Raw genomic sequence first — 25,254 nt, 5'->3', positions numbered from 1 at the left:
ATGCAGCGACGAAACACTCCGGCCGGGCGGGGTGGCAATCCGCCCGTTTCCCACGTGCTCTTCGGGAACCACCGGACCCTCATCATGGGGATCCTGGGCACGATGGCCGGCGTCGTGGGCTCCGTCGGGGGGATCTCCGCCGGCGCCGGAGTCCTCGAAATCCTCGGCTTCGTCGGGATCGGGGTTCTGGGGCTCGCCCTCGCCGTGGGCTATGTCGTGGTCGCTTCCCGGAGGCCGCCGTCACGCGGGTAGCCGACAGCGGCGCGCGCCCCCTCCGCTACACCACGAACGCCCACGTCATCCCCGCGCTCCGCGAACCGTTCACCACCGGTGAGTCCGCCGCACCCCGCACCACCAGCCCGCTCGTCCGGTCCCCGTAGAGGTACATCCCGAGGACGAGGTGGTACGGCACCGGGGAGCCGTCCGGGCCCGGCAGGCCGACGGTCGAGGCGTGGACGCGGCGCTGGGCGTACCAGGTGGCGTCGTCGCGGGTGAGCAGGTCGCGCAGTTCGTCCGCGGTGTGCTGGTCACCGGCCAGGACGCCCTTGCCTCCGTAGAGGTAGCTGCGCTTGAACACCAGGCGGTCCTTGTCCGCGACCATCGCGTCGACGTCGCCGGGCCCGACGACAGCGGTGTGCGGCACGTACTGGTCGATGGCCGCCCGTTCCTCCGCGGTGAGCAGGTGGTGGTGGGCCGGGTCGCAGAGGAGGGCGAACCAGCGGCGGTGCATCTTCAGTTCGGCTTCGAACATGCAGGAGAGCGTGGCCCCGCAGGCCCGCAGCCGGGCCAGGAACGCGCCGTTGTCCGTGGTGTCGTCGAACGTGACCAGGCGGTGGATCAGGGTGCGCCCGGCCTCGCCGGGCTCCAGCCACTCCGCGGGATACGTGAGTTCGTCGTGGTAGGCGAGCTCGATGTCGGGGGCCGTGCGGCGGATGTACTGCTGCAGCAGCAGGTGCTGCCCGTACCCCTGCGCCCGGTGCCCCGGCGTGTCGAGGACGACGATGCGGGTGAGTCCGGCGCGCCGGCACTCCGTGACGTACTGCAGGGCGAGCTGCCGGAACGGGGAGATGCCGGTCGCCGGCCGGCCGAGGACCTCGGCGTGCAGGTGCGCGGCGTGGTAGGCCTCGCCCCCGCCGACTCCGGAGAAGTGGTTGAGCTCGCAGAACCAGTAGCCGGTGCCGGTGGGGATGATGTCGGCGCGCAGCATGCGCAGCCCCGACGAGGGCAGCGCCGGCCAGTCGACGTGGGCGGCCATCTCCGGCCGGACCTCGAACATGGCCACGAGCTCGTCGGCGGTCAGGGTGGCGCAGAGGTGCGCGAGCACCTTGTCCTGGGCGTCCGCCAGCAGGCGGGTGGCCCGCTCCAGGGCCGCGTGCTCCGCCGCGGCGATGCGGAAGTGGCACGGCAGCATGGGGACCTTCATGCCCACGTCGCTCAGGAGCTGGTTGCCGGCGCGCGCCGCGAGCGCGTGCTCGGGCGAGCGGCGTACGTCGTACTGCTCGGCGAGGAACGTCCGGTTGTCTTCAGCGAACACGGAGATCACCCATCGGTGGTGAGGGACGCTCGCCGGGCCTGGATCCGGCGGAGTGCGTAGCCGGCGGCCAGGGAGAGCGCGAGCAGCAGGAGGATCGCGAACGCCACGGCGAACACGTCGTGCAGGGCGAGGCTCCGGCCCGCGTCGTCCGCACGGTCCGAGCCGGTGGCGGCCGCGTGGTACGCCTCCCGGATCGTCAGGAACGCCGCGCAGCCCGCGGCACCGACCGATCCGCCCAGGCTGCGCGCCATGTTGAACAGCAGGGAGCCGGACGCCGCCTGATGGGCGCTCAGCGCGCGGGTGGCCATCAGGCCGAGCGCGGCGAGCAGCAGGCCGGAGCCGACGGAGCGGCACATCAGCGCGATGACGATCACGACGTAGGGCGGCGAGGAGCCGGCGAGGAAGGGCAGCAGCGCGGCCGTCGCGAACATGAGGGCGCCCGTGCACGACACGAGGTAGGTGTCGATGCGGCGCAGGAGGAGCGGCAGGCCGAGCGCGATGGCGAGCTGGACGGTGCCGCCGTAGAGCGAGACGGTGGCGATGTCGGCGGCGGAGAAGCCGAGCGTGGTCAGGTAGACGGGGATCAGGACGTAGCTGGAGTACACGGCCACGCCGCCGACGACGTTGAACACGCAGCCGGCCAGGAACGGCCGCAGCCGCAGCAGCCGCAGGTCGACGAGCGGGTGGCGGCTCCGCAGCTCCGTCACCACGAACAGGACGGCGGCGACGATCGCCGCGCCCACGGCGAGGGTCACGACCGCGGAGGAGAACCAGCCGCGCTCCTGGCCGGTGTCCAGTGCGTACTGGGTGCAGCCCAGGCCGGCCACGGCCGCCCCGGCGCCCACGACGTTCACCTTGCGGCCGAGCGGAGCGGCGTCCGTGCGCATGTGCCGCAGCCCGGGCAGGGCGAGCCACAGCCCGAGCGCGCCCACGGGCGCGGCCACGCAGTACAGCGCGCGCCAGCTGATCCACTCCCCCAGGGTGATGCACAGGACGGGGGCGAGGACGTACGAGCCGGTGACCAAGATCGAGAACGTCGAGATCGCCTTCGGGTGCTTGTCGCCCGGCAGGAGCACGACGATCGCGTAGTACGCGAACGGCATGATCGCCCCGCTCGCCGCGCCCTGCACGACGCGCGCCACGAGCAGGCTCTCGAAGCTCCACGCGCAGGCGGACAGCAGAGCGCCGGCCACGAACAGGCACACCAGCAGGACGAGGTAGGTCCGTGCGGGGAACACCCGGGTCAGGAAGGCGCTCAGCGAGAGGGTGATCAGCTCGGCGGTGGCGTACGCCGAGATCACCAGGGCGCCCTTGGCGAGCGGCTCGCCCATGGTCTCCTGGATGCTGCCCAGCACGGTGCTGGTCATGGCCAGGTCCAGGACGGTCATGGCGGCAGCGATGATGCAGCCGAGGACGGCGCGCCAGGCGAGCGGGGAGAAGCCCGCCCGGTCGCCGGCCGCCGGCTCGCCGAGGGCGGCCCCTGCCGGCGCCGGCTCCGTCACGACCCGCCCTCTGCCCCGGCGGGCTTGCGGCCCCACGCGTAGACCGTGATCGAGCGGATGTCGGTGAAGCCGGGGTCCGCGCACAGGTCGGTGACCGCGTCGACGTCGGCCTGGGTCAGGAGGCCGGCGCTGACGAGGTACGCGCCCTCCTGCCGGATGTTGGCGGCGGCCAGCGCGCCGTAGGGGCCGCGCTCGCCGAGGCGGTTCGCCCGCGTCAGGACCTCGACGTCGCGCAGGCCGGCGCGCGCCAGCTGGGACGGGAGCGTCTGCGCCCACCGGTGCATGTCGGAGCCCTGGGCGGCCCAGCCCGTCTCCAGGGCGCCGAAGAAGCGGCGTACCGGCTCGTGCACCGAGCCCGCCGCCGGCATGAGCAGGGGCTCGCCGAGCGCGAGCCGGCCGCCGGGCTTCAGCCACTGCACGGCCCTGGCGACCAGTTGCTCGCGCTCGGGCAGGTGGCAGAAGGTGAACCGCGAGTGCACCAGGTCGAACGAGCCGGGTGCGAAGTCCAGTTCGCGGATGTCGCCGGTGCGCCATTCGAGGTTGGGGCGGTCGGTGTCGACCAGGTACCGGGTGTCCATGTCGACCGCGAGGACGGAGCCGTCCGGGCACTGGTCGGCGGTCCAGCGCGCGACGGAGCCGGCGCCCGCCCCGATCTCCAGGCACTGCCAGTCGCGGCCGATCCCGAGCTTCCGCAGCACGGTGCGGGTGTCGGGATCGCCCCACGCCTGGAGCAGTTGCAGCCGCTCGAACTCCTCCGGTGTGTCCTTGCTGAGCGCGCCCGACGCGTAGTCGGTCGCCAAAGCCGCTTCAGTTACCGCACTCATGAGTTCCCCCCGGCGTCGTCGATGTCCTGCAGCCGCGGACGGCGGTGCCGCTCTCCCAGTTCCGCCTCCAGCACCTCGGCCACGCGGAACACGGTGGCCTCGTCGTGCGCCCGCCCGACGATCTGCAGGCCGATGGGCAGCCCGTCCGCGGCGAACCCGATCGGCAGCGACAGCGCGGGATGGCCGGTGACGCTGAAGGGGATGGTCTGCATGTCGTTGGCGAGCTTGGGCGGCGGCCAGTTCTCGGGGAAGTCGCTCCAGCGCGCCGCGGTGGTCTGGCCGCACACGGTGACCAGGACGTCGTGGCGGTCGAACACGGTCTCGTCGAGCTGCCGCTTCAGCCATTGCCGTACGTCCATGGCGCGCAGGTAGTCGGCCGCCGCGATCCCGGCGCCGGGCATCACCCGCTGGTACGTGTAGCGCCCGAACGAGCGCGGGCTGCGGCGCAGGTCGTCCTGGTGGACCGCGAACGCCTCCGCCGCGAAGACGACGCGGCCGCACGCGTTGAACACGTCGTAGGGCGGCAGCGTGACCTCTTCGACGGCCGCGCCGTGGCCGGCGAGCACGCCGAGCGCCCGCTCGATGCCGGTGGTGATCTCCGGCATCGTCAGGGGGTCGTCGGCGTACCAGCCCGGCGAGGTGGCCACGCGCAGCCCGGCGACCCCGCGGCCCAGGGCCGCGGTCCAGTCGTCCACCGGGGCGCCCGCGGTGCGCGGATCGGCCGGGTCGGCGCCGGCGACCACCTGCAGCGCGGCGGCCGCGTCGGCGACGGTCCAGGTCAGCGGCCCGAAGTGGTCCAGCGTCCGCGACAGGGTCTGGGCGCCGTGGCCGGACACCCGCCCGTAGGTCGGCTTGAGGCCGACCGCGCCGCAGTGGAACGCCGGGCCCCGGGTGGAGCCGCTGGTGTCGGAGCCGATGGTGACGCGGGTCAGCCCCGCGGCGACCGCCGCGCCCGAACCCGACGAGGAGCCGCTGGGCACGTGCTCCTCGCTCCACGGGTTGCGGGCGGGCGGGACGGGCAGGTCGAAGCTGGGGCCGCCGACCGCGAACTCGAAGGTGGTCAGCTTGCCCAGTCCGACCGCGCCCCCGGCGCGCAGGCGGCGCTCCACCGTGCTGTCCGTACGGGCCACGTCGCCGGTCCGCAGCCACGAGGCGTTCGTGGTAGGGACCCCTTCCGCGTCGAAGATGTCCTTCAGCGCGTACGGGATCCCGTGCATCGGACCGCGGTCGGTGCCGGCCCGCAGGTCGCGGTCGGCCGCTTCGGCCCGCTCCAGTGCGGTCCGCTCCGTGACCAGGATGAAGGCGTGCAGCGCGGGGTCGAGCCGGGCGATCCGGTCGAGGGCGTGCCGGGTGAGCTCGACCGAGGTGAGCTCACCCGACCGCAGGAGCGCTCCCGCCTCGGGAACGGACAGCTCGTGCAGTGCCGTGGCCTGCCGAGCCGAGGGCATGTCAGGCACCCGGTCTCTCCTCGTCGTTGCCCGTACGGGGGTCCCTGCCGGGACGGTGGCCGGTGTCCACGCCGCGCAGCAGCACGGTCATGTCCCGCAGCCCCCGGTAGCCGGCCAGGACGCCGCCCTTGAGGTCGGCAGGGACGTCGATGCCCAGCCGGCCGGTCAGGGCGTCGAACTCCGCCTCGGCGGCGGACCGCACCGCGGCAGCGGGGTCCACCGCTGCCGCAGGGTCCGCCGCGAGCGCCGCGCCGGTGTCGTCAGTTGCCATCGAGGCCCGGCTCCCGCGGGCCCGCCTCGCGCTGGGCGGCGAGCCAGGACTCGACCTCGTGCGACTCGGTCGGCAGCGCCGCGGTCAGCAGGGTGTTGCCGGTGGCGGTGATCAGGACGTCGTCCTCGATCCGCACGCCGATGCCGCGCAGCTCCTCGGGCACCAGCTCGTCGTGCGGCTGCAGGTAGAGGCCGGGCTCCATGGTCAGGACGTGGTTCTCGCGCAGGACGCCGCCGCCGTAGTACTCGGGGCGGGCGTGCCCGCAGTCGTGGACGTCCAGGCCGAGCATGTGGCCGAAGCCGTGCAGCGACCAGCGGCGGTACGCGATCGACGCCGGGTCCATCGCCTCCTCCACGCTGCCCTTGAGGATGCCGAGGCTGCTCAGGCCCTCGGCGAGCACGCGGTTGCAGGTGGCCTGGATCTCGGTGAAGGCGACGCCGGGGGCCATCTTGGCGAGGCCCGCGGTCCGCGACGCGTGCACGATGTCGTACACGTCGCGCTGGGCCTTGGTGAACGTGCCGGAGACCGGCAGGACGCGGGTGACGTCCGCGGTGTAGCCGTTGTTGTTCTCGATGCCCATGTCCATGAGCAGGATCTGGCCGGGCTCGACGACGGCGTTGTTGTGCGACCAGTGCAGGATCGTGGAGCGGGGGCCGCCGGCGGCGATGGAGCTGTAGCCGAGGCTGTTGCCGGCGATGCGCGCGCGCCAGGTCATGATGCCCTCGATGTACCGCTCGGGCGTCGGGGCGTCGGGGCGCAGGCGGCGGGCGATGTCCTCGAAGCCGAGGATGGTGGCGTCGACCGCCTCCTGCAACTGGGCGATCTCCCACTCGTCCTTCTCCAGCCGCAGCTCGGAGAGGACGCTGGCGAGCATGGCGTCGCGCTCGGTGTTCTCGGGCGTGACGGGCAGCGCGCCGCGCTCCAGCCCGCCGTCGATGTGGATGTCGTAGCCGCGCAGGACGCGCACGCGGTCCGAGGTCGCCAGCGAGGCGAGCACCGCGGGCAGTTCGCCCAGGGGGCGCGTGGCGATGCCGAGGATGGCGGACTTCTCCTCCGGGGAGAAGCGCCGGCCGTGCCAGATCTCGCCGTCCATGCGGTCCAGGTACTGGACGCCGGCCGTGTGGTCCAGGCGGGGCTGTACGTAGAGGACGGCGTCGTGGCCGGTGGCGGTGGCGTGCATGACCAGGACGGCGTGCGGCTCCTGATCGCCCGTCAGCCACAGGAAGTCGCTGCCGGCCCGGAACTCGTAGGGGGCGCCGAAGGTGCGCGAGCGGTGGCTGCCCGTGGGGATCACGAGGGTGTCGCCCGGGAAGGCCGCGGACAGCTGGGCCCGGCGGCGGGCGAGGTGCTTGACCTGCGGGACGGGGGTGAGGTCGAGGTCCTCCTCCGCGCGCCAGCCGGTCGCCATCAGGTCGAGGAACTTCTGCGGGATCCGCGCGTCGTGGGCGCCCGAGATCTCCTCGCGCCCGATGTTCGCCGTGTTGGCCTTGCTTGCCATGCGTTTCCCTCCCTTGGTCGGGGGCGTACCGGCGGTCACGGGGCAGCACCCGTCAGCCGGAAACCCTCGAAGTCGTCGCGCCCTGCCAGATGGGCACAAGTGATCAAATCAAGATACGCGCACCCGGTCGAGGCGAAGATCGTCCCCTGCCTAGTGAACTCCCCGGCGCCCGGGGCGAAGAGGGCGTCGAGCTCGATCGCCCCGGCGTGGCTCTCGCCGGCCTCGGCGATCGCGGTGCGCAGGTCCTCGACGATCACGACGTTGCTGCGGAGCAGCTCGGCGGACACCTCGCGCGACGCGGTGGTGTGCGCCCCCATGCAGTTGATGTGCACGTGGGCGGGCAGCCCGGCCGGGATCGGCAGCGGGCGGACCGAAGTGGTCGCCGTGGACAGGATGTCGGCGCCCCGGGCGGCGTGCTCGGCCGACCCGGCCACGACGACGCCGACCTTTTGGCCTGCGGCGGCCGCGGTCTCCTCGATGTCGCGGGCGAAGGCCGCGGCGCGGGCCGGGTCGCGGGACCAGACCCGGACCTCGGCGAGGTCGCGCACCGCGGACACGCCGAGGAACTGCTGGCGCGCCTGGACGCCGGAGCCGATGATGCCGAGGACGCGGCTGCCGGGCGCGGCGCACCGGTCCGTCACCAGCGCCGTCACGGCCGCGCACTTGAGGTTGGTGACGGTGTCGCCGTCCAGCGTGCCGAGGAAGCGCCCGGTGGAGGCGGCGAACACCGGCACGACCGAGGTGACGGTCGAGCGGCGGCCGGGTACGGGGGACGCCACGATCGTCGCGACCTTGTTGACGTAGAGGTCGTGGTCGGGGGACACGGCGGGCATCGAGATGAACTTCGCGCCCGCCGCGTCCTCGACGGTCTCCCGCGGCGGGACCAGCATCCGGCCGACGGCGCCGCTGCGCAGCGCGTCGCGCATGGCCCCGGCCAGGGACCGGACGAGCGCCGCGGACGGCTCGGGGGAAGTTCCCGGGGCTCCGGTCGCCGTCGCGCGGCCCGTCATCCGCATGCAGTCCGTCATGCCGGCCCGTCCAGCACGTCGTCCAGTACGTCTTCGAGGACGGTGACGAAGTCCTCCGTCATCGTGGTGGTCATGTCGCCGCGGAGCATCAGCCGGACGCCGGCCTGGCCGCGCGGGACGACCGGGAAGAACATCGCCGAGCAGTAGTAGCCGCGCCGGTAGAGCTCGGTGGAGAGCCGCACCGCCTTCTCGTTCTCGCCGACCGTGACGAACTTGATGTGCGATCCGGTGCCGCGGACGTCGCGGCCCTTCATGCGCCGGTCGAAGGTCGCGATGTTCTCGGCCAGTTGGCGCTGGCGCACGCCGAGCTCCGGGGAGCGGTGGACGGCGATGCTGCCCAGGGTCGTGCCGATGGCGCCGGTGCGCATCCCCTGGGACCAGCCCATCGGGCCGGAGCGGTAGAGGAAGTCGAAGACACTGGACGAGCCGAGCATGGCGATGCCGCCGGTGCTGCCGAAGGCCTTGGCGGTCGAGGCGACGATCATGGTGCGTTCGTCGAGCTCGCGGAAGACCGAGCGGGCGTAGCCCTCGCCGTTCGGGCCCTGTGTGGAGAGGGCGTGCGAGTCGTCCAGGTAGACGTACATGCCGTACTTCTCCTGCAGGGACTTGATGCCCTCCAGGTCGGCGAGGCCGCCGGTGGAGTACGCGCCCTCGCACACGTAGGCCACGCGCGGGTACTTCCGGCACACGTCCTCGAGGAACTGCATGTCGTTGTGCGGGCTGGTCAGCACCATCGTCTCGTCGGCGACGACCGGCTTGACGAAGTTCATCGAGAAGTGCGCGAACCGGTCGAAGACCATGACCAGCGGCTCGCTGCCGGTGAGGTGTCCCGAGGCCAGCAGGGGCAGCACGGCGGCGCTGGTCACGCCGCAGGAGATCGACGGCAGCACGGGCCCGCCGAACAGGCCGGCGAGCTCCTCCTCCAGGCGGTGCGCGGCCTCCAGGCGGATCCGGAACTCGGCCATGGCCAGCCCGGTGATCTGCTCCTCGCGCAGGGCCGCGACGCCTGCCTCGACGACGGTCGGGTGGCTGTTCAGGCCGAGGTAGGAGCAGGAGGAGAGGTTCAGGAACTCGTGCCCGGTGCGGACGTCGCGCAGCCGGTTCTGGCCGTTCGTGGCGTCGACGCGGATGTCGAGCATCCCGTTGTCCCCGGCGAGCTTCCACGCCGCCTCGCCGGCCGGGACCATGCGCTGGTTGTTCCGGAACCGGTGCGGTCCCATCACCGTCTCGGCCTCCGGGCCGGTCACGGTGTCGTCGCTCATGAGTTTCCCTCGTTCCGTGCGCCCTCGCGGGGCGCGGCCGTGCCGGGCTCGCGCAGGAAGGCGCCCAGGCGCGCGAGCGCCTCGCGGGCCTTGGCCAGGCGCGAGTGGTGCAGGTGCCAGACGTGGACCATGCCCGGCCAGACCTCGATGGTGACCGGGGAGCCGGCGGCGGCCAGCTTGGCGGCGAACCGCTCGGAGTCGCTGTGCAGCATCTCCCGCTCGCCGACCTGGATCAGCACCGGCGGGAAGCCGTGGGGGTCGCCGTAGTGCGGGGAGGCGTACGGGGTCTCGGGGGCGGTTCCGTCGAGGTAGGCCCCGGCGACGTCGTCGACCACCGACCGGGACAGGAGCGGGTCGATGTCCTCCTTCGTCGTGAAGGTCTCCCCCGTGCCGGCCAGGTCCGTCCAGGGCGAGACGACGGCGGCAGCCGCGGGCATCGGCAGCCCGCGGTCGCGGGCGGCGAGCAGCGCGGCGAGCAGCAGGCCGCCGCCGGCGGAGTCGCCGGCCATGACGATCGACTCGGGGGCCCGTCCCTCGTCCAGCAGGGCCGCGTAGACGGCCACGGCGTCCTCGACGGGCGCCGGGAACTTGTGCTCCGGGGCCCTGCGGTACTGCGGGTGCAGGAAGGCGCAGCCGGCGCTGCGCGCGGCTTCGGCGACCATGCTGCCGTGGCTGGTCTGCGAGCCGAACACGTAGCCGCCGCCGTGCAGCCAGATCCCGATCCGCGCGGGGTCGGCGTCCGGCGGGGTGAGCACGTAGGCGGGCACGCCGCCCGCGTCGCGCTCGGTGACCCGGACGTCCGCCGCCACCGGGGTGCCCCACTGGTCGTAGAACACGCGGCCCTCGAAGAGGTCCTCGGGCCACTCGTCGGCGTCCAGCAGGTCGAGCAGCGCCGCCAGTTCGGCCTCGTCGGCGGCGCTCATGGCCGGGGCGTCCGGCCGGTTCAGCAGTGACATGACGTGCCTCACTTGCCGGACGCGGCGGGGCTCTGGGCCGCGAGGGCGGTGTCCACACCACGGTGGTAGCGGTTGTGGTCCGGGGTGTCCAGGTCCGGCACCTTGACCTTCACCTCGGGGATGTCCAGGCGGTAGTGGCGGTACCAGTTGTTGAGGTTCTCGCCGTCGGTGAACTGCAGCTCGATGTGGCGCAGCGGCCGCTTTCCGGGCTGTGCCGGGTCGGCGAGGCGCGGCGTCGAGCCGGCGTGGGCCAGGCCGCCGTCAACCTCGTTGTTGAGGACGACCATGACCATGTCGCCCTTGAGGTCGACGTCCAGGGCGACGGCGTGGCGGGCGAGGACGGCCTCGGTGTGCTCCTGCCTGACCGCGACGTTGTAGCTGTGCGGCATGAGCTCGATCAGGTCGGCCGGGTCGACACCGTTCTCGCGGCAGTACGCGCGGGTGTCGCAGACGATCGGCAGGCCGCCGTCGATGTTCGTGTAGGGGCCGTAGACGTTGCCGATGAACGTCGTGGCGGAGTCGAAGTGGACGCACTTGGTGGTCAGGAACTCGCGCGACTCGGTGTGGTCGGAGTTGGGCGTGAAGCTGGTGTTCTTGTTGAAGCCGTCCACGTCCATGCTGGCGACCTGGTCGTAGCCCATGGGCAGCGGCGAGTACGTGGAGGGGTCGACCGCGGTGGCGAAGGCGCGGAAGACGGCCTCGAGGTAGTCGCGTACGGCGGCGGCGTCGGCCTCGTTGCGGATGTCCAGGCCGTGCCGGGCGAGCAGGGCGCTCGCGCCGTGGCAGACGGCCAGGCCGGCGCCGTCGGCGACGAGCTCCACCAGGCGGGCGACGAGCTCGTCGGGGACGCCGGCGAAGCGGCCGCCGGCCAGCTCGACGGGGTAGGCGGAGACGTCGACCATGGCCTGGTTCGCGACGTCCGTCATCGGGGTGCTCACAATGTCCTCCACGGGTGCCGGTCCGGCCGTACGGGGCCGGGGCCGGCGTAGGTTCGGTGGGTCAGCGGATCGGGCGGGCGATGCCGTCGTGCAGCTCGAGCATGCGCCGGGCCCGCAGGACGAAGGGCGGCGCGAGCACCCTGTCCTTGCTGACGGCGAAGCCGCGTTCGTTCGCCTCGTAGTCCTTGATCGTCTGCCGGTAGTCGTCCAGCTCCGCCGCGGGGACGCTGAACGTCCCGACGATCGTGTCGACCTGCTTGGGGTGGATGGCGGCCTTGCCGGTGAAGCCGCACTGCTTCGAGGCCTCGCACTGGGCCCGGACCAGGTCCATGTCCCACAGCTCGAAGGAGTTGGTGTCGATGACCGGCAGGCCGTAGCGGGAGGCGGCCACGCACATCCGGGACCGGGCGTGGGCGAGGTAGGCCTCGTCCTGGGCCCACATCTCCGCGACCAGGTCGGCCTGCCCGAAGCAGAGTCCCTCGCTGGCCGCGGCGATGTCGAAGGCGTTCTCGACGGCGTCCAGGGTCTCGATGAAGCTGCAGATCTCGGGCGGGTCGTCCAGGCGGGACAGCAGCGACCGGTAGATGGCGACGTCGCGGCCGGAGGCGACCTTGGGCACCAGCACCGTCTGCAGGGGGAGGCCGCCGATCCGCCCGCCGAGGGCCAGGATGGTCTGGATGTCGAGCAGGCCGTCCGGGGTCTCGATGCTGTTGATGCGCATGGAGACGCCGGTGAGCCCCGTCCCGGTCAGGTCGACGGTGCCGAGCTGCTCGCGGGCGGTGGGCTTGGCGTCCTTGGGGACGGAGTCCTCCAGGTCGAGGACGAGCGCGATCGAGTCCCGGGGCACGTTCTTGAGCAGGGTGTCCACGCGTGACGCGGGCACGTAGAACAGGCACGGGTCGACCTTCACGAGCGGGCCTCCCGTCCGAAGAGCGCGTCCATCTTCTGCAGCGAGAACGTCTCGTAGCGGATGGGCTCGTACTTGGCGGGGCGCTCCCGGGTGAACTTCGGGAAGGCCTCGATGACCGCGTCGTCGTTGGCCAGCTTGAAGAAGACGATCGACTGGCGCGGGCGGTCCACGAGCCGCACGCGGTGCGGCGTCGAGACGTACTCGTCGTTGGACCAGCGCGCCATGAGGTCGCCGATGTTGACGATGAAGTGGTCGCGCTCGGGGACGTCCACGTCGATCCAGTTGCCGGACAGGTCGCGCAGCTGGAGGCCGGGGCCGTCCTCGGTGAGCAGGGTGATGAGCGTGCCGTCGGTGTGCTCGCCCATGCCCTGGTCGTTGAGGAACTCCCGCTGCACGCCCGGGTAGTACTGCGAGCGCAGCGAGTCGTTGGAGCGGTCCGTGCGGGTGGCGAAGAAGTCGCGCGGCAGTTCCAGGGCGATGGTCAGCAGCTCGGTCACCCGCGCGGAGACGGTCTCGCAGGCGGCGAAGTAGGCCTTCAGCGCGGCGCGCAGCGCGCTCCCGGACGCGTCGGCGGGGAAGGGCAGGTCCTCGGCGTCGTCGAGGACGAGGCGCCCGGCGCTGAACTTCTCGACGTAGTCGGCGGGCATGCCCTGCTTGCCGGTGTAGGCGTAGGCGTTCTCCGACAGCAGCGCGCTGTAGCCGTAGGGGCTGTAGTCGTTGTCGCCGCGGGCCGTGCTCGTGCGCATCGGCAGGGCGTCCTTCTCGGCCGCGGGCCGGCCGAAGAAGCCGAGGGAGAGCTCGTAGGCGTCGTCGAAGACCTTCTTGTCGATTCCGTGGCCGCGGACGATGAAGAAGCCGACCTCGGTGCAGGCCCGGGAGATCTCGTCGGCGACCTTCTCCTCGTTCCCGTCGAGGGCGTCTTCCAGGTTGATCACCGGTAGGACGGTCATGGGCGTCTCCTGTCTCAGGACTGGGGGTCGGTGGCCGGGGTGCCCGGTTGGCGCATGGCCGCCAGGACGGTGCGGTCGAACTCGATGACCTGGACCCCGTCCTGGTTGCGGCCCACGGTGTGGACGGTGACGATGCCCTCGCCGGGCCGGGAGGAGGACGGCCGCTTGCCGGTGATCGTGGTCTCGGCGTAGAGGGTGTCCCCTACGAAGACGGGGGCGCTGAGCCGCACCTTGTCCCAGCCGAGGTTGGCGACGGCCCGCTGGCTGATGGTCTTGACCGTCATGCCGTTCACGATCCCGAACGTCACCAGGCTGGACACGAGCAGCTTCTTGAACTGCGTCCCCGAGGCGTAGACGTCGTCGATGTGGAGCGGGTGCAGGTTGAGGCAGAGCAGCGAGCTCCAGATGTTGTCCGTCGTGGTGATCGTGCGGCCGGGGCGGTGCTCGAAGACGTGGCCGACGACGTAGTCCTCGTAGGCCAGGCCCGTGTCCTCGCGGAACCGGCCGGGCTCCAGCTCGACGTAGGCCGGCAGCGCCTGGTCGCTCATCGGGTTCCTTCCTTGGGCCCGGCCGGCTGCGGCTCGGGCGCGCTGTCCTGGGGGCGGGCCCCGCTGCGGTGCAGGGCCGACAACACCGCGTTCACGGCGGCGCCTTGGTCCGTCCCGCCCAGGCCGACGCCCCACACGGGCCGGTCCTCGACGAGGATCCGGGCGTAGCAGGCGTGCGCGGCGCCGGTGGCGGGCCCGGCGCCGTCGTGGTCCAGCCGGTCCGTCTCGGCGTACACGCCGCGCTCGCGGGCCGCGGCCAGCAGGGCGTCCGCCGCGTCGCCGGGGGCGCTGCCGGTGGCCGCGCCGGGCGCCGTGAAGCCGGCCCAGGCGCCCGGGTCGCAGTACTGGGCGCGGAAGGCGTCCCAGATGCGCTGCGGTCCCAGCTCGGCGCCGGTCGCGTTGGTGACCTGCTGGACCGCCGCGGCGAACTCGACGCGCAGCTCGACGGGCAGGTCGAGGCCCCAGCCGCTGCGCAGGACGTACGCGATACCGCCCTTGCCCGACTGGCTGTTGACGCGGATGATCGCCTCGTAGCTCCGGCCGATGTCCTGCGGGTCGACCGGCAGGTACGGCACGTCCCACGGCAGTTCCGCGGGCGCGCGGCCGGCCGACGCGGCCTGGTCGCGCAGGTGGGCGAGGCCCTTGGCGATGGCGTCCTGGTGGGTGCCGGAGAAGGCGGTGAAGACGAGGTCGCCGGCGTAGGGGTGGCGGGGCGGGACCGCCATCTCGGTGCACTCCTCGACGGTCCGGCGGACCGCCGGGAGGTCGGAGAGGTCGAGCTGCGGGTCGATGCCGCGGCTGAAGAGGTTCAGCGCGAGGGTGATCAGGTCCACGTTGCCGGTGCGCTCGCCGTTGCCGAAGAGCGTCCCCTCGACGCGGTCGGCGCCCGCGGCCAGCGCGTACTCGGCGGCGGCGACCGCGGTGCCGCGGTCGTTGTGCGGGTGGACCGACAGGATGATCGCGTCCCGCCGGTCGAGGTGGCGGTCCATCCACGCGATCTGGTCGGCGAAGACGTCCGGCGCGTGCATCTCGACGGTGCTGGGCAGGTTCAGCGTCAGCGGCCGTTCCGGCGTCGCGTCGACGATCTCGGCGACGGTGTTCGCGATCTCCAGGGCGAAGCCGGGCTCGGTGACGTTGAACGTCTCGGGCGAGTACTCGAAGCGGATGTCGCCGCCGGCCCGGTCGGCCAGCCGCACCATGCGCTCCGCGCCGTCGCGGGCCAGCTTCATCACCTCGGACGGCGTCATCCGGAAGACGACCTCGCGCCACAGGCACGCCGTGGCGTGGCAGAGGTGGACCACGGCGCGGTCCGCGCCGCGGATCGCCTCGAAGGTGCGGTCGATGGCGTCCGGGCGGGCCGCGGTGAAGACCGAGATGGTGACGTCGTCGGGGATGTGGCCGCCGGTGACGAGGTGGCGGACGAACTCGAACTCGGTTTCCGCGGCGGAGGGATAGCCGACCTCGATGTCCTTCAGACCCAGGCGGACCAGCAGGTCGAACATCGTCCGCTTGCGTTTGCCGTCCATCGGGTTGGCCAGTGCCTGGTTGCCGTCCCGCAGGTCGACCGAGCTCCACAACGGCGCCCGGTCGAGGGGCCGGTCGAGCCACGGGCGTGGAGTGCCGGGCCCCGGCAGTTCCTGCGGTGCGGCGCGCCGGTAACGGTGGACCGGCATTCCGGAAGGCTGCTGGGTATTCCACCAGGGTTGGCCGGCCGGCCGGCCGACGGCAGACGACGACGCCCTCATAAATTCCCCCTCGGCATACCTGTGCGCTGTTCACGAACAATGGAACTCTCCCGGGCTCTTGCACCACCCGGGCAGACGAACAGAAGGGGAAAGGCCGGGACTCCGGGCCATAGAACGGGCAGCCCGGACCGGCAGAAGAAAAGATTCCCCCGTACAGCGACGGCGGCGAGGCCCCATACCCTGCGCACTATTGCGCCCCGTTGGGGGTGAATTCCCTCGCTCCCCAGCGAACGTATCGACAGCGGTTCAGCACTGTCAAGGGATCAGCAGTGCGGCGTTTGCCCAGTACTTAACACTCCGGCACCGCCCGGAATTTTTCGCGATACGAAAGCGGAACCGATTCTTCAGCGCATGTGATCCAAGCCACTCCGGCCAATACAGTGTCACAAACGCCGGTGGACATAAAGGGACATCCGCGTTTATTCCACTTTCCTCATGTCTCAATATACGGACACGATCTTGTTGGCGTCCGAGGGCCCGCCCCTACCGTGATCTTGCCCATGCAGGAGAGGGAATCCCTCAATGACCACCGGCGGGGCAACGCCGGGGGAGGACTGTCATGTCGAATAGCAGCGTTCCCGAGTCCATTGCGCGGATCGGTGTCGACTGCCGCGAAGAACTGCGCGAGCAGCGGTACGCACTGATTCCCGCCGGAAAGCTCCGGCTGTCCGGCGAGCTCTCCGGAGCCTTCGCCGAGATGGCGGCGTCGTGGGACCGGCTGGACATCGACCCGCACTTCGGCGGCGGCGAGCTCGCCACCCGCACCCGCCGCTACAGCGACTTCGATTACGTGCCCGCCACCGGGGAATTGACCCCGCGCAGCCACGTCGCGTACCTGCAGAGCGAGGAGATGAACGCGTTCGTCGGCGGCCTGGAGCGCCACTTCGGCGACGTCGAGCCCGCCATCGCCCGGAACCCGCTCTTCAAGGCGCTGGTGGAGTACGACTTCGACAGCCTGCCGATCGAGGAGGAGTACCGCTCGCGGAAATGGATCTGCCAGATCCACCAGATCCGCATCGTGGTCAACGCCGGCAAGACCTACGAGGTCGTGCCCGAGGGCATCCACTCGGACGGCTACCCCTTCGCCGGCCTGCACCTGATCGGCCGTATCGACATCGACGGCGGCGAGAGCACCGTCTTCACCTGGGAGGAGGAGCCGCTGGCGAAGGCCACCTTCCTCGACCCGCTGGACACGCTGATCTTCGAGGACCGGAAGATGAAGCACCACGTCACGCCGATCAGCGCACCGAGCGACCGGCAGGGACAGCGGGACGTGCTCGCCATCTCCTTCTCGCTGCCCGGCTCGCCCTACGAGACCGTGGTCTGATGAGCGCCACGGCAGTGCGCGAGACCGTCGAAACGGCCTCGCACCCGATGACGACCGGTGACATCCCGGATGTCATCGGCCTGCTGCGCGCGGCACCGCAGACTGCCTACTGCGAGTGGGAGGACGACCGCCTGCTCGGGCAGCACCTGGCCCAGGCCTCCGACATCTGCCGGGTGATGCGGGACACCGCGGGCCGCGTCGTCGCCGCCGTCATCGCGGGCAGCTTCGGCGTGCGCGGCACGATCAGCCACGCCGTGGTCGCCCCCGAGCACCGCCGCTCGCAGCTCGCCCGGAAGCTGGTCGCGGACACGCTCTCGGCGTTCCGCGAGCGCGGGGTGCGCAGGGTCTTCCTCTTCGTCCACGACGACAACGAGGCCGCGGTGCGGCTGTGGTCCGCCTCGGGCTTCTCGCCCACCGCGGGCGAGAGCACGCTGGAGCGCGACCTGTAGCCGGCGCCTACGCGCGGGGCTTCACCACGCGCATGGTGAAGTGGGAGCTGACCCGGGCGACGGCCGGCAGGTCCATCAGCTTCGCCGTCAGGAAGCGCTCGAAGGACTCCAGGTCGGCGACGGCGACCCAGATGAGGTAGTCGGGCAGCCCGAAGAGGCGCCGGCACTCGACGACCTCATCGAAGGAGGCCACCCGCTCCTCGAACGCCTCGACGTTCTCCCGGTTGTTGACCCGGAGCTCCGCGGTGACCATCACCTCGAAGCTCCGGCCCGCGGCGACGGGGTCGATGCGCGCCCGGTAGCCGGTGATCACACCGTCCTGCTCCAGCCGCTTGACCCGTCGCAGCACCGGGGAAGGGGTCAGGCCGATCCGCTCCGCGAGTTGGCTGTGTGTCAGGCGACCGTCCTGCTGCAGGTGCATGATGATTGCGCGATCCAGATCGTCCATGCAGGAATCATGCCCAACGCATCACCTGACAGCAAGAGTTGGCAATCAAACTGCGCCCGATCCGCACTAATATTGCCCGCATGGACACGACGTCGCCTGACATACGGCAGGTGCACACCGGCAACGCGGCCCCGGACGAGGGGACGGGGAATCTCGCCGGCGCACTGAGAGACACCATTTCCGTGGGAATCGGCATGGTCCCGCTCGGCTTCGCCTTCGGCCTGCTGGTCATCCAGTCCGGGCTCGAATGGTGGTGGGCCCCGGTGTTCTCCCTGATGATCTACTCCGCATCGCTGGAGTTCCCCGCCCTCGCCCTCATCCTTTCCATGACGTCGCTGCCGCAGCTGGCCGTCACCGCGTTCCTGGTGAATTTCCGGCACGTCTTCTACGGCCCGGCCTTCCCCCTGCACCGCGTCAGGGGAAAGGCCGCGAAGACCTACAGCATGTACGCACTGACCGACGAGGCCTACGCCCTGACCGCCACCCGGCCGGCCGAATCGCTGACCAGCGGGCGCATCCTGTGGATCCAGGTCCTCCTGCAGTCCTACTGGGTGCTCGGCGGCATCACCGGCGCCCTTTTCGGCGCCCTGATCTCCCTCGACCTGGCCGGTCTCGAATTCTGCATGGCCGCCCTGTTCACGGCCCTCGCCATCGACACCTTCCGCGCCGGGCGCGACATCCCCTCGCCGCTCCTGGCCCTGGGCTGCGCCCTGCTCGCCCTGGCCGTCGCGCCCGGTCAGATGCTCGTCGTCGCCATGAGCCTGTTCGCGGCCACCCTGGTCGTCCGCTACCTGATGCACCGGGGGAAGGAGCAGTCCCGTGCCTAGCGCCATCCACATGATCGCCGCCCTGGCGACGATGCTCGCGGTCACCTTCATGCTGCGCGCGCTGCCCTTCGCCGTCCTGAAGACGCTGCGCAGCTCCGCCCTGGTGGCCGACGTCATCGACTTCCTCAACCGGTACATGCCCGTCGGCATCCTGGTCATCCTGGTCACGTACAGCCTGCGCGACGTCTCCCTGACCAGTGCGCCGCACGGCACTCCCGAGGCGCTGGGCCTCCTGGCGACCGCGGGCCTGCACCTGTGGAAGCGCAATCTGGTCCTCAGCATCATCGGCGGGACCGCGGTCTACGTGCTGCTGGTGAACCTGGTCTTCCCCGCCTGACCGCCCGGAGTCCGGCCCGGCCGCCCGGAGTTCAGGAAGCGGGGAGGGCGATCAGGGACTTCTGCCGGGGCTTGATGCCGGTTCCCGGCTCCTCCGTCACGTAGCCGGCCGAGAGGTAGAGCGTGCGACCGTGGGTGACGGGGTACGGGTCGGAGCCGATCCAGGCCGTCGAGGGGGTGGGGCGGTAGCGGCGGACCACGGTCCGGGCGCCGGTGTCCGCGTCGAAGCGCACCAGGGTGGCCGCGTCGTGGATGTTGCCCGCGGCGTAGGCGAGGATGTCGTCCGACTCCGAGGCCACCAGGTGGAACGTCTGCAGGTATCCGGCGGCCCGCTTCTCCCACAGGCGCTTTCCGGTGGTCAGGGACCAGGCCGCCATGCGGTTGTTGTCGTCAGAGTCGTCCTCCTCCGCGTCCAGGGTCATGACCAGCTTGTCGCCCTTGACCTGGACGTCGGAGGCGGGCGCGCTGCCGTCGCTCCCCGAGAGGGCGAAGCGGCGCTTGGCGTCGCCTTCGAGGCGGGTGCGGACGGCTCCGTCGTCCCCGAGGACGGTCAGGCGCGTGCTCGCGTAGGGCTTGCCGGGGTCGTCGACGACGATCGGCGAGGTGGCGAGGATCTGGCCGCTCGTGCCGTGCTCGCCCAGCCGGTGACGCCACTTCGCGCGGCCCGTCGCGGGGTCGACGGCCTCCGCGTACGAGGCCGTGTCGGCACTTCCGACGAGGCAGCGCCGGATGCGGACCAGCTGCTTGCCGCCGGTGTGACCCTGGCCCCGGCAGGTGTCCTTGTCGTCAGCGCCCTCGTACAGGCCCTTGTCGCCGTCCTTCCACAGCTGCTTGCCGTCGCTCACGCGGAACGCCGTGGTGAGCCTGCTGTTGGCTGAGACGACCACCACGTCACCGCTGCGGGCGATCCGGGGCGTGTTGTCGGGTGCCCACTCGTCGGGTTCGAGGGAGTGCTCCCAGAGGGTCTTGCCGGAGGTCAGGTCGACGGCGTAGAAGGTGTGGCACTCCTCCCCCGAACCGCGGGCCAGGACCGCGACGTTCCCCGTCGAGTCGGTCGACGCCTGGCACATGACGCTGCCCGGACCCGGCGTGGGGGCCTCCCACAGCTGCTTGCCGCGCTTCGGGTCGAGCCCGACGACACGGTCCGGGAGCGCCTTGACCACGGCCTCGTCGGTGAACCACAAGCCACGGATCATCCTGGGGTGTTCGAGCCCGGACCGGGTGTACGGCAGGCTCCACGACATGCTCCGGCTCCCGCCGGCGCGCACCGCCTTCTTGGAGGCCGTGAACATCCAGACGCCCGCGCCCAGCGACGCGACGAGGAGCACCACGAGCGCCACCGCGAGGACGATCCGTCCCGTGCGCCTCGGGGAGGCGGGGGGCAGGGGTGGCGGTGCGCCCATCGGCACCGGCGGTGCCGCCGGCATCCGTGGTACCGCCGGTATCTGCGGCACCGGCGGAACTGGCGGCGCAATGACGAAGTCGTCCGCACCCGTGCTCGTGCCCGCGCCCCTGCCCGTACCCGAGTCCGCGCTCGTGTCCGCGCTCATGTCCTTCTGCTTCGGAGGCTCGTCCATCCGGCTTCGGATCTCCTTTTCTCCACCAATAAAGGAACAGTCATACCAAGTCGGGTTTCCCGGCGGCCCGCCGGGCGGGGTGCGGGCGCCGGGTGCGGTGGAGGCCGGGCCGCCTACGACGCGTTCCTGCGCATCGGCGCGAGCAGCGTCAGGTGCGCGCCGGGGCGGGTGCCCGCGCGGCCTTCGCGGCGGCCGTTGGTGGTGCGGTAGACGTCCACGGGCCCGGCGGGGCGCCAGTGCTGGCCGAGGCGTTTGGCGGTGTACATCGCTTCGTCCGCGCCCCGCAGCAGGTCCGGCAGCTCCGCACCGGGCCGGTGGCTGGTGCGGCAGACGCCGATGGAGGCGCGCGGGGAGAGCGTGACGCTGCCGGTCTCCAGGGGCGCCGAGAGGCGCGCGGAGAGGCTGTACGTCAGCTCCGAGTCCAGGTCGGCGTCCGGCGCGAGGCGCACCACGGCGGTGAACTCGTCACCGCCCAGCCGCGCCGCGAACCCGCCCCGTTCCCGGCACCAGACGGACAGGCGCCGGCCGACGGCCGCGATGACCTGGTCGCCGACGGCGTGCCCGTGCGTGTCGTTGATCTGCTTGAAGCCGTTGAGGTCGAGCAGCAGGACGGCGGCGTGCGGCCGCTTCACGGCCCGCTGCGCCCGGTGGGTGAACTCCTCACGGCGCATGAGGCCGGTGAGCGGGTCGGTGCGGGCGGTGCGCAGACGGCGGGCGAGGACGAGGGCGTGGGCGGCCCATCCGAGCGTCGGGGCGGCTATCGGTAAGGCCTGGAGCAGGAGGTTCATCGGGCACCTTCCGGAACGTAAGTGGCGGCCCGTCGCTTCCCTCGCCGTGGACGTCAGCAACGCCGTCGCGGTGGGGCGCGAGCGGGCCGGTGGGTGGGTCCGGTCATGCTGGAGATCCCCCGTTTCCCCCGGTTCGCCTCTGGCGGGTGACTGCCGTCCCCGGCAGGCTGTGCAGTCGCAGTCCGTGTCGTCCTACGGGAAGGAGATCCACCGTGAGCCCGCAGCCGACCCGCGTCTCACGCGTCGCCCTCACCCCCGGCGCCGCGCGCCTCCTGCGCCTCCTCCGCGAGCGCCACGGCCCCCTGATGTTCCATCAGTCCGGCGGCTGCTGCGACGGCAGTTCGCCGATGTGCTACCCCGCGGGCGAATTCCGTACGGGCGCCTCGGACGTGCTCCTCGCGGAGCTGGTGGCGGAGGGCGTCGCGGAGCCGGTCGGCTTCTGGATGTCCGCGGACCAGTTCGAGCGCTGGCGCCACACGCACCTCACCGTGGACGTGGTGCCCGGCCGCGGCAGCGGCTTCTCCCTGGAGGCGCCGGAGGGGCTGCGCTTCCTGCTGCGGTCACGGCTGCTGACGGACGACGAGGCGCGGCTCCTCGGCGAGGGCGCGGGCGCCCGCGGTCCTGCGCGTCAGGACGCCGCGTCCACCAGCGACAGCGTGTGCAGCCGCTCCGGCGGGCCCGGCCGCGCGTAGTACCAGCCCTGCGCCGTGTCGCAGCCGAGCACCCGCAGGTGCTCCGCCTGCGTGCCCGTCTCCACGCCTTCGACCGTCACCGACAGGTCGAGGGTGTGGGCGAGCGAGACGATTCCCTCGACGATCTTCACGTCGACCGGGTCCGCGGGCGCGCGCTGCATGCCGCGGGTGAAGGAGCGGTCCAGCTTGAGCGTGCTGACGGGCAGCCGGCGCAGGTAGGAGAGGTTGGAGTAGCCGGTGCCGAAGTCGTCGAGGGCGATGTCCACGCCCAGGTCGGCGAGCTGGCGCAGCGGCCGCAGCTCCTCCTCGTCGGCGCCGATGAGGGCGTTCTCGGTGACCTCCAGGCACAGGGCCGACGGGTCCAGGCCGCAGCTGTCGAGGACGGCGACGGTGTCGGCGACGAGGGCGGGGTGGCGCAGCTGTGACGGCGAGAGGTTGACGTTGACGCGCAGGGGGCCCTCGCAGGTGCCCTCGGCGCGCCAGGCGCGGGCCTGCCGCGCGGCCTCCTGCAGCACCCAGCGGCCGAGGGGCACGATGAGCCCGGTGCTCTCGGCGAGGGGGATGAACTGGTCGGGGCCCAGCACGCCGTGGACGGGGTGCAGCCAGCGCACGAGCGCCTCGGCGCCGCGCACCGTGCCGTCGTGGAGCCGGACGAGCGGCTGGTACTCGATGAAGAACTCGCCGTTGTCGAGCGCCGCCGGCAGGCAGTTGGTGAGGCTGTGCCGGGCGATGACGCGGGCGTCGGAGTCGGCGTCGGCCAGTTCGTAGCGGTTCCCGCCCGCGGCCTTGGCGCGGTACATGGTGATGTCGGCGCTGCGGAGCACCTCCGCGGGGCCGCACTCGCCGGCCGCGCCGTCCACGATGCCGATGCTGGCCCGTACGGACAGGTCCCGGCCGTCGAGGCGGACGGGTTCGGCGAGGGCGGCCAGCATGCGGCGGGCGAGGGCGGTGGCGTCGCTCTGCGCGGCGGGGCCGGTGAGCAGGGCCACGAACTCGTCGCCGCCGAGGCGGGCGACGAGCTCCGCGGGGGCGCCGGTGCAGGTGCGCAGCCGCTCGGCGACGGCGACGAGCAGCCGGTCGCCCACGGCGTGGCCCAGGCTGTCGTTGACGGCCTTGAAGCCGTCGAGGTCGAGGTAGCAGACGCCGAAGCGGTCGCCGCCGGGGGCGAGGGCGCGGTCGAGGCGCTCGAAGAACATGGTGCGGTTGGGCAGGCCGGTGAGGGCGTCGTGCGTGGCCTCGTACCGCAGCTGCTCGTGCAGCAGGCGGCGTTCGGTGATGTCCTCCATGAGGGCCAGCTGGTACTGGGGGCGGCCGTGGGCGTCGCGCAGGAGCGCGACGGACAGGTCGGTCCACAGGACGCTGCCGTCGCCGCGGTAGTAGGCCTTCTCGACGCGGTAGTAGTCGCGCTCGCCGCGGACGAGCTCGCTGTAGAGGCCCCACACGTCGGGCGAGTCGTCGGGGTGGACCATCTCGCCCACGTTGCGGCCGGTGACCTCGGCGGGGCGGGTGCCGAACATCCGGCTGAGCGCCTCGTTGACGTCCATGATGCGGCCCTCGACGTCCGCGATGCCGACCCCTATGGCCGCGCCCTCGAACACGGCGCGGAAGCGCTCCTCGCTGGTGTGCAGCGCCCGCTCGGTCTCGGCCTGCGCGGCGAGGGCGGCGCGGGAGAGGGCCTCCTGCTCGGCGAGGGTCCGCTCGCGCAGCGCGCCGGCGAAGCCGGCGGCGACGGTGTGCTGCAGGCGGGCGCAGCGGGCCCGGGCCTCCTCGTCCGTCAGGTGGCGGCCCGGCGGGCAGTAGAGCAGGAGGTACGCGTCGATGGCGCCCAGGAGCGGGGAGAGGGCGTCGGGTTCGGTGCAGTGCGCGCGGACGATCGCGGCGCCGACCTCGGCGGCGGGGGCCGGGTCGAAGGGCTCCGAGCGCAGTGTGGCGCGGAGCCGGCCGGCGAGCGGGACGAGGTGCTCCTCGAACTCGGCGCGGGTCATGGAAGTGGCCGTCGCCGGGTAGACGGCCCGGCTCCAGACGGCGGCGAAGCGGCGCAGTGCGGCGTCGCCTCCCGGCGGGGGGACGACGGCGGCGGGCGCGGCGCCACCGGCACCGGCGGGCACGGCCGCATCAGAGCCTGCCGGCCCGGAGGCCGGGGCCGCGGTCCGCGCCGCCCCTGCGCGTCCGGCGCGCTCCGAGCCCGCGGGGCCTGCCGGCCCGGAGCCCCGGGGAACGGCCCCGGCCGGGCCGGTCGGTTCCGGTGGCGACTCCGTGTCCCGCGCCATGTGTGCGTGGGCGTTACGCGCCCCCGGCCGCCTCGTGCCCGGAACCACGTCCGAACTCCCGATCCCCACCCCGACCTCGGTTCCGCTTCCGCTTCTGATTCCGTTTCTGGTTCCGCTTGTACCGTCGGTTCCGGCCTCACTCCCCCTGTGAGGCCCTGTGACTTCTGCCCGGGTGGGACCGCCGGTAATCGAACCCGGTGTTCCGTCTCCGGATCCGCTCGGCTTCCCGCCGTGCGGCGTCGAGGTCATGGTTTGCGCCCCACGCCCGCGAAGCCGACGTACATGGCGGGGTCCTCGTCCGCCGCTGCGGGGGCGTCCGCCGGGTCGGGCCGCCAGTCCGGCATGGCCACGAGCCCGGGCTCGGCCAGCTCGAAGCCGTCGAAGAAGCGTGCCACGTCCCGGTGCGTGCGCATGAGCAGCGGCGAGCCCACGTTGCGGTAGACGCCCTCCACTCCCTGCCCCTCCTCCGGCTTGATCGGACCGGTGTCGGTCGTCGCGTGCGTGAGGACGAGCAGGCTCCCCGGCGCGAGCGCGTCGCGCAGCTCGGCCACCGCCGCCCAGGGGTCGTCCTGATCCTCCACGAAGTGGAGGACGGCCACGAGCAGCAGTGCGACCGGCCGGTCCAGGTCGAGGAGCCTGCCGACCTCGTCACTGGTCAGGATGTCATGGGGCTTGCGGAGGTCCGCGGGCAGGACGGCGGTGCGCGGGTCGCCCTGCAGCACGGCCCGGCCGTGGGCGACGGCCACGGGGTCGTGGTCGACGTAGACGACGTGCGAGCGCGGGTCCGCGGCCTGCGCGATCTCGTGGACGTTGCCGAAGGTCGGGATGCCCGAGCCGATGTCGAGGAACTGGGTGACGCCCTCGCGCACGGCGTGGCGGACGGCGCGCCGCATGAAGGCCCGATTGGACTGCATGATCTTCGGCAGCCCGGGATAGGCCTCCATGGCCCGCCGGGCGGCCTCCCGGTCGACCTCGAAGTTGTGCGAGCCGCCCAGGTAGTAGTCGTAGATCCGGGACACGCTCGGCACGGAGGGGTCGATGCCCGGGGGAACCCAGGTGGGGCGCTCCATCAGTCTGTTGCTCCAGCTCGTCTCGGGGACCTGTGAGCAGAGGCTACTGATCATTC

The 25,254-nt window shown here is 72.1% G+C and carries 25 protein-coding genes; 6 read left to right on the top strand and 19 right to left on the bottom strand.

Annotated elements, in window-relative coordinates:
• The gene (locus IF61_RS0107110) at positions 1-252 is read left to right on the top strand and encodes a hypothetical protein (RefSeq protein ID WP_157848549.1); all 252 of its coding nucleotides are present in this window, start codon (positions 1-3) and stop codon (positions 250-252) included.
• A 25-nt stretch (positions 253-277) separates the two neighbouring features.
• Here the strand turns inward: IF61_RS0107110 and IF61_RS0107105 are convergent, their stop codons facing one another.
• The 14 genes from IF61_RS0107105 to IF61_RS0107040 form a co-directional block, all read right to left on the bottom strand.
• Positions 278-1,534 carry a hypothetical protein gene (locus IF61_RS0107105; RefSeq protein WP_157848548.1) on the bottom strand — a complete coding sequence of 419 codons (1,257 nt, stop codon included), beginning with the start codon at positions 1,532-1,534 and terminating at the stop codon, positions 278-280.
• Between the two features lie 5 nt (positions 1,535-1,539).
• Positions 1,540-3,036, bottom strand: coding sequence for an MFS transporter (locus tag IF61_RS0107100; RefSeq protein WP_030365396.1), 1,497 nt, complete (start codon positions 3,034-3,036; stop codon positions 1,540-1,542).
• On the bottom strand, positions 3,033-3,860 hold the full coding sequence (locus IF61_RS0107095; protein ID WP_030365395.1) for a class I SAM-dependent methyltransferase: 828 nt from the start codon (positions 3,858-3,860) through the stop codon (positions 3,033-3,035). Before IF61_RS0107095 ends, IF61_RS0107100 begins: the two co-directional genes overlap by 4 nt.
• Positions 3,857-5,308 carry an amidase gene (locus IF61_RS0107090; RefSeq protein ID WP_078660015.1) on the bottom strand — a complete coding sequence of 484 codons (1,452 nt, stop codon included), beginning with the start codon at positions 5,306-5,308 and terminating at the stop codon, positions 3,857-3,859. The genes IF61_RS0107095 and IF61_RS0107090 overlap by 4 nt, the downstream gene beginning before the upstream one ends.
• Position 5,309: 1 nt before the next feature.
• A complete protein-coding gene (locus tag IF61_RS0107085; protein WP_030365393.1) occupies positions 5,310-5,579 on the bottom strand; it encodes a hypothetical protein in 270 nt (89 codons plus the stop codon).
• On the bottom strand, positions 5,569-7,077 hold the full coding sequence (locus IF61_RS0107080) for an aminopeptidase P family protein (protein ID WP_043188068.1): 1,509 nt from the start codon (positions 7,075-7,077) through the stop codon (positions 5,569-5,571). Before IF61_RS0107080 ends, IF61_RS0107085 begins: the two co-directional genes overlap by 11 nt.
• Before the next feature lie 35 nt (positions 7,078-7,112).
• On the bottom strand, positions 7,113-8,105 hold the full coding sequence (locus IF61_RS33205; RefSeq protein WP_245684431.1) for an ornithine cyclodeaminase family protein: 993 nt from the start codon (positions 8,103-8,105) through the stop codon (positions 7,113-7,115).
• Positions 8,102-9,367, bottom strand: a complete 1,266-nt coding sequence (locus IF61_RS0107070; protein ID WP_030365390.1) for an aminotransferase class I/II-fold pyridoxal phosphate-dependent enzyme — start codon at positions 9,365-9,367, stop codon at positions 8,102-8,104. Before IF61_RS0107070 ends, IF61_RS33205 begins: the two co-directional genes overlap by 4 nt.
• Positions 9,364-10,323: an alpha/beta hydrolase gene (locus tag IF61_RS0107065; RefSeq protein WP_052392461.1), complete on the bottom strand. Its 960-nt coding sequence runs from the start codon at positions 10,321-10,323 to the stop codon at positions 9,364-9,366. The genes IF61_RS0107070 and IF61_RS0107065 overlap by 4 nt, the downstream gene beginning before the upstream one ends.
• Positions 10,324-10,331: 8 nt before the next feature.
• Positions 10,332-11,261, bottom strand: coding sequence for a hypothetical protein (locus IF61_RS0107060; protein ID WP_078660028.1), 930 nt, complete (start codon positions 11,259-11,261; stop codon positions 10,332-10,334).
• Positions 11,262-11,322: 61 nt separating this feature from the next.
• The gene (locus tag IF61_RS0107055; RefSeq protein ID WP_030365387.1) at positions 11,323-12,171 is read right to left on the bottom strand and encodes an HpcH/HpaI aldolase/citrate lyase family protein; all 849 of its coding nucleotides are present in this window, start codon (positions 12,169-12,171) and stop codon (positions 11,323-11,325) included.
• The gene (locus IF61_RS0107050) at positions 12,168-13,121 is read right to left on the bottom strand and encodes an isopenicillin N synthase family dioxygenase (RefSeq protein WP_030365386.1); all 954 of its coding nucleotides are present in this window, start codon (positions 13,119-13,121) and stop codon (positions 12,168-12,170) included. Before IF61_RS0107050 ends, IF61_RS0107055 begins: the two co-directional genes overlap by 4 nt.
• A 14-nt stretch (positions 13,122-13,135) precedes the next feature.
• Positions 13,136-13,669: a MaoC family dehydratase gene (locus IF61_RS0107045; RefSeq protein ID WP_030365385.1), complete on the bottom strand. Its 534-nt coding sequence runs from the start codon at positions 13,667-13,669 to the stop codon at positions 13,136-13,138.
• On the bottom strand, positions 13,666-15,342 hold the full coding sequence (locus tag IF61_RS0107040; protein ID WP_052392460.1) for a 2-isopropylmalate synthase: 1,677 nt from the start codon (positions 15,340-15,342) through the stop codon (positions 13,666-13,668). The genes IF61_RS0107045 and IF61_RS0107040 overlap by 4 nt, the downstream gene beginning before the upstream one ends.
• 631 nt (positions 15,343-15,973) lie before the next feature.
• On the opposite strand from IF61_RS0107040, the gene IF61_RS0107035 reads away from it, so the two are divergent.
• Positions 15,974-16,741: a 2OG-Fe dioxygenase family protein gene (locus IF61_RS0107035; RefSeq protein WP_052392459.1), complete on the top strand. Its 768-nt coding sequence runs from the start codon at positions 15,974-15,976 to the stop codon at positions 16,739-16,741.
• Entirely contained in the window at positions 16,741-17,190 is a 450-nt protein-coding gene (locus tag IF61_RS0107030; protein ID WP_078660014.1) for a GNAT family N-acetyltransferase, read from the top strand. The genes IF61_RS0107035 and IF61_RS0107030 overlap by 1 nt, the downstream gene beginning before the upstream one ends.
• Positions 17,191-17,197: 7 nt before the next feature.
• Here IF61_RS0107030 and IF61_RS0107025 read toward each other — a convergent pair whose 3' ends face one another.
• Complete coding sequence (locus IF61_RS0107025) at positions 17,198-17,638, bottom strand: Lrp/AsnC family transcriptional regulator (RefSeq protein ID WP_030365381.1); 441 nt, start codon at positions 17,636-17,638, stop codon at positions 17,198-17,200.
• Positions 17,639-17,718: 80 nt separating this feature from the next.
• On the opposite strand from IF61_RS0107025, the gene IF61_RS0107020 reads away from it, so the two are divergent.
• A complete protein-coding gene (locus IF61_RS0107020) occupies positions 17,719-18,465 on the top strand; it encodes an AzlC family ABC transporter permease (RefSeq protein WP_107042991.1) in 747 nt (248 codons plus the stop codon).
• Positions 18,458-18,802 carry a branched-chain amino acid transporter permease gene (locus IF61_RS0107015; RefSeq protein ID WP_030365379.1) on the top strand — a complete coding sequence of 115 codons (345 nt, stop codon included), beginning with the start codon at positions 18,458-18,460 and terminating at the stop codon, positions 18,800-18,802. The genes IF61_RS0107020 and IF61_RS0107015 overlap by 8 nt, the downstream gene beginning before the upstream one ends.
• A gap of 31 nt (positions 18,803-18,833) precedes the next feature.
• Here the strand turns inward: IF61_RS0107015 and IF61_RS0107010 are convergent, their stop codons facing one another.
• A complete protein-coding gene (locus tag IF61_RS0107010) occupies positions 18,834-20,378 on the bottom strand; it encodes an outer membrane protein assembly factor BamB family protein (RefSeq protein ID WP_030365378.1) in 1,545 nt (514 codons plus the stop codon).
• 113 nt (positions 20,379-20,491) lie between these two features.
• Positions 20,492-21,166, bottom strand: a complete 675-nt coding sequence (locus tag IF61_RS0107005; protein ID WP_078660013.1) for a GGDEF domain-containing protein — start codon at positions 21,164-21,166, stop codon at positions 20,492-20,494.
• 212 nt (positions 21,167-21,378) lie between these two features.
• On the opposite strand from IF61_RS0107005, the gene IF61_RS0107000 reads away from it, so the two are divergent.
• On the top strand, positions 21,379-21,858 hold the full coding sequence (locus IF61_RS0107000; protein WP_078660012.1) for a DUF779 domain-containing protein: 480 nt from the start codon (positions 21,379-21,381) through the stop codon (positions 21,856-21,858).
• Here the strand turns inward: IF61_RS0107000 and IF61_RS0106995 are convergent.
• A complete protein-coding gene (locus IF61_RS0106995; protein WP_030365375.1) occupies positions 21,795-23,966 on the bottom strand; it encodes a putative bifunctional diguanylate cyclase/phosphodiesterase in 2,172 nt (723 codons plus the stop codon). The two genes, IF61_RS0107000 and IF61_RS0106995, sit on opposite strands and share 64 nt — an antisense overlap.
• A 407-nt stretch (positions 23,967-24,373) precedes the next feature.
• Complete coding sequence (locus IF61_RS0106990) at positions 24,374-25,198, bottom strand: SAM-dependent methyltransferase (RefSeq protein WP_030365374.1); 825 nt, start codon at positions 25,196-25,198, stop codon at positions 24,374-24,376.
• Positions 25,199-25,254: the final 56 nt, after the last annotated feature.

It is taken from the genome of Streptomyces roseoverticillatus (assembly GCF_000719265.1).
Classification (GTDB): domain Bacteria; phylum Actinomycetota; class Actinomycetes; order Streptomycetales; family Streptomycetaceae; genus Streptomyces; species Streptomyces roseoverticillatus.
The sequence above is the reverse complement of the archived record's forward strand: the minus strand, read 5'-3'. Positions and strand labels throughout refer to the sequence as shown.

Excerpts from the sequence above, each read along its gene's own strand:
- IF61_RS0107110 (WP_157848549.1), top strand. The coding sequence starts at position 1 with ATGCAGCGACGAAACACTCCGGCCGGGCGGGGTGGCAATCCGCCCGTT.
- IF61_RS0107095 (WP_030365395.1), bottom strand. The coding sequence starts at position 3,860 with ATGAGTGCGGTAACTGAAGCGGCTTTGGCGACCGACTACGCGTCGGGC.
- IF61_RS0107090 (WP_078660015.1), bottom strand. The coding sequence starts at position 5,308 with ATGCCCTCGGCTCGGCAGGCCACGGCACTGCACGAGCTGTCCGTTCCC.
- IF61_RS0107085 (WP_030365393.1), bottom strand. The coding sequence starts at position 5,579 with ATGGCAACTGACGACACCGGCGCGGCGCTCGCGGCGGACCCTGCGGCA.
- IF61_RS0107080 (WP_043188068.1), bottom strand. The coding sequence starts at position 7,077 with ATGGCAAGCAAGGCCAACACGGCGAACATCGGGCGCGAGGAGATCTCG.
- IF61_RS33205 (WP_245684431.1), bottom strand. The coding sequence starts at position 8,105 with ATGACGGACTGCATGCGGATGACGGGCCGCGCGACGGCGACCGGAGCC.
- IF61_RS0107070 (WP_030365390.1), bottom strand. The coding sequence starts at position 9,367 with ATGAGCGACGACACCGTGACCGGCCCGGAGGCCGAGACGGTGATGGGA.
- IF61_RS0107065 (WP_052392461.1), bottom strand. The coding sequence starts at position 10,323 with ATGTCACTGCTGAACCGGCCGGACGCCCCGGCCATGAGCGCCGCCGAC.
- IF61_RS0107050 (WP_030365386.1), bottom strand. The coding sequence starts at position 13,121 with ATGACCGTCCTACCGGTGATCAACCTGGAAGACGCCCTCGACGGGAAC.
- IF61_RS0107045 (WP_030365385.1), bottom strand. The coding sequence starts at position 13,669 with ATGAGCGACCAGGCGCTGCCGGCCTACGTCGAGCTGGAGCCCGGCCGG.
- IF61_RS0107040 (WP_052392460.1), bottom strand. The coding sequence starts at position 15,342 with ATGCCGGTCCACCGTTACCGGCGCGCCGCACCGCAGGAACTGCCGGGG.
- IF61_RS0107035 (WP_052392459.1), top strand. The coding sequence starts at position 15,974 with ATGTCGAATAGCAGCGTTCCCGAGTCCATTGCGCGGATCGGTGTCGAC.
- IF61_RS0107030 (WP_078660014.1), top strand. The coding sequence starts at position 16,741 with ATGAGCGCCACGGCAGTGCGCGAGACCGTCGAAACGGCCTCGCACCCG.
- IF61_RS0107025 (WP_030365381.1), bottom strand. The coding sequence starts at position 17,638 with ATGGACGATCTGGATCGCGCAATCATCATGCACCTGCAGCAGGACGGT.
- IF61_RS0107020 (WP_107042991.1), top strand. The coding sequence starts at position 17,719 with ATGGACACGACGTCGCCTGACATACGGCAGGTGCACACCGGCAACGCG.
- IF61_RS0107010 (WP_030365378.1), bottom strand. The coding sequence starts at position 20,378 with ATGGACGAGCCTCCGAAGCAGAAGGACATGAGCGCGGACACGAGCGCG.
- IF61_RS0107005 (WP_078660013.1), bottom strand. The coding sequence starts at position 21,166 with ATGAACCTCCTGCTCCAGGCCTTACCGATAGCCGCCCCGACGCTCGGA.
- IF61_RS0106990 (WP_030365374.1), bottom strand. The coding sequence starts at position 25,198 with ATGGAGCGCCCCACCTGGGTTCCCCCGGGCATCGACCCCTCCGTGCCG.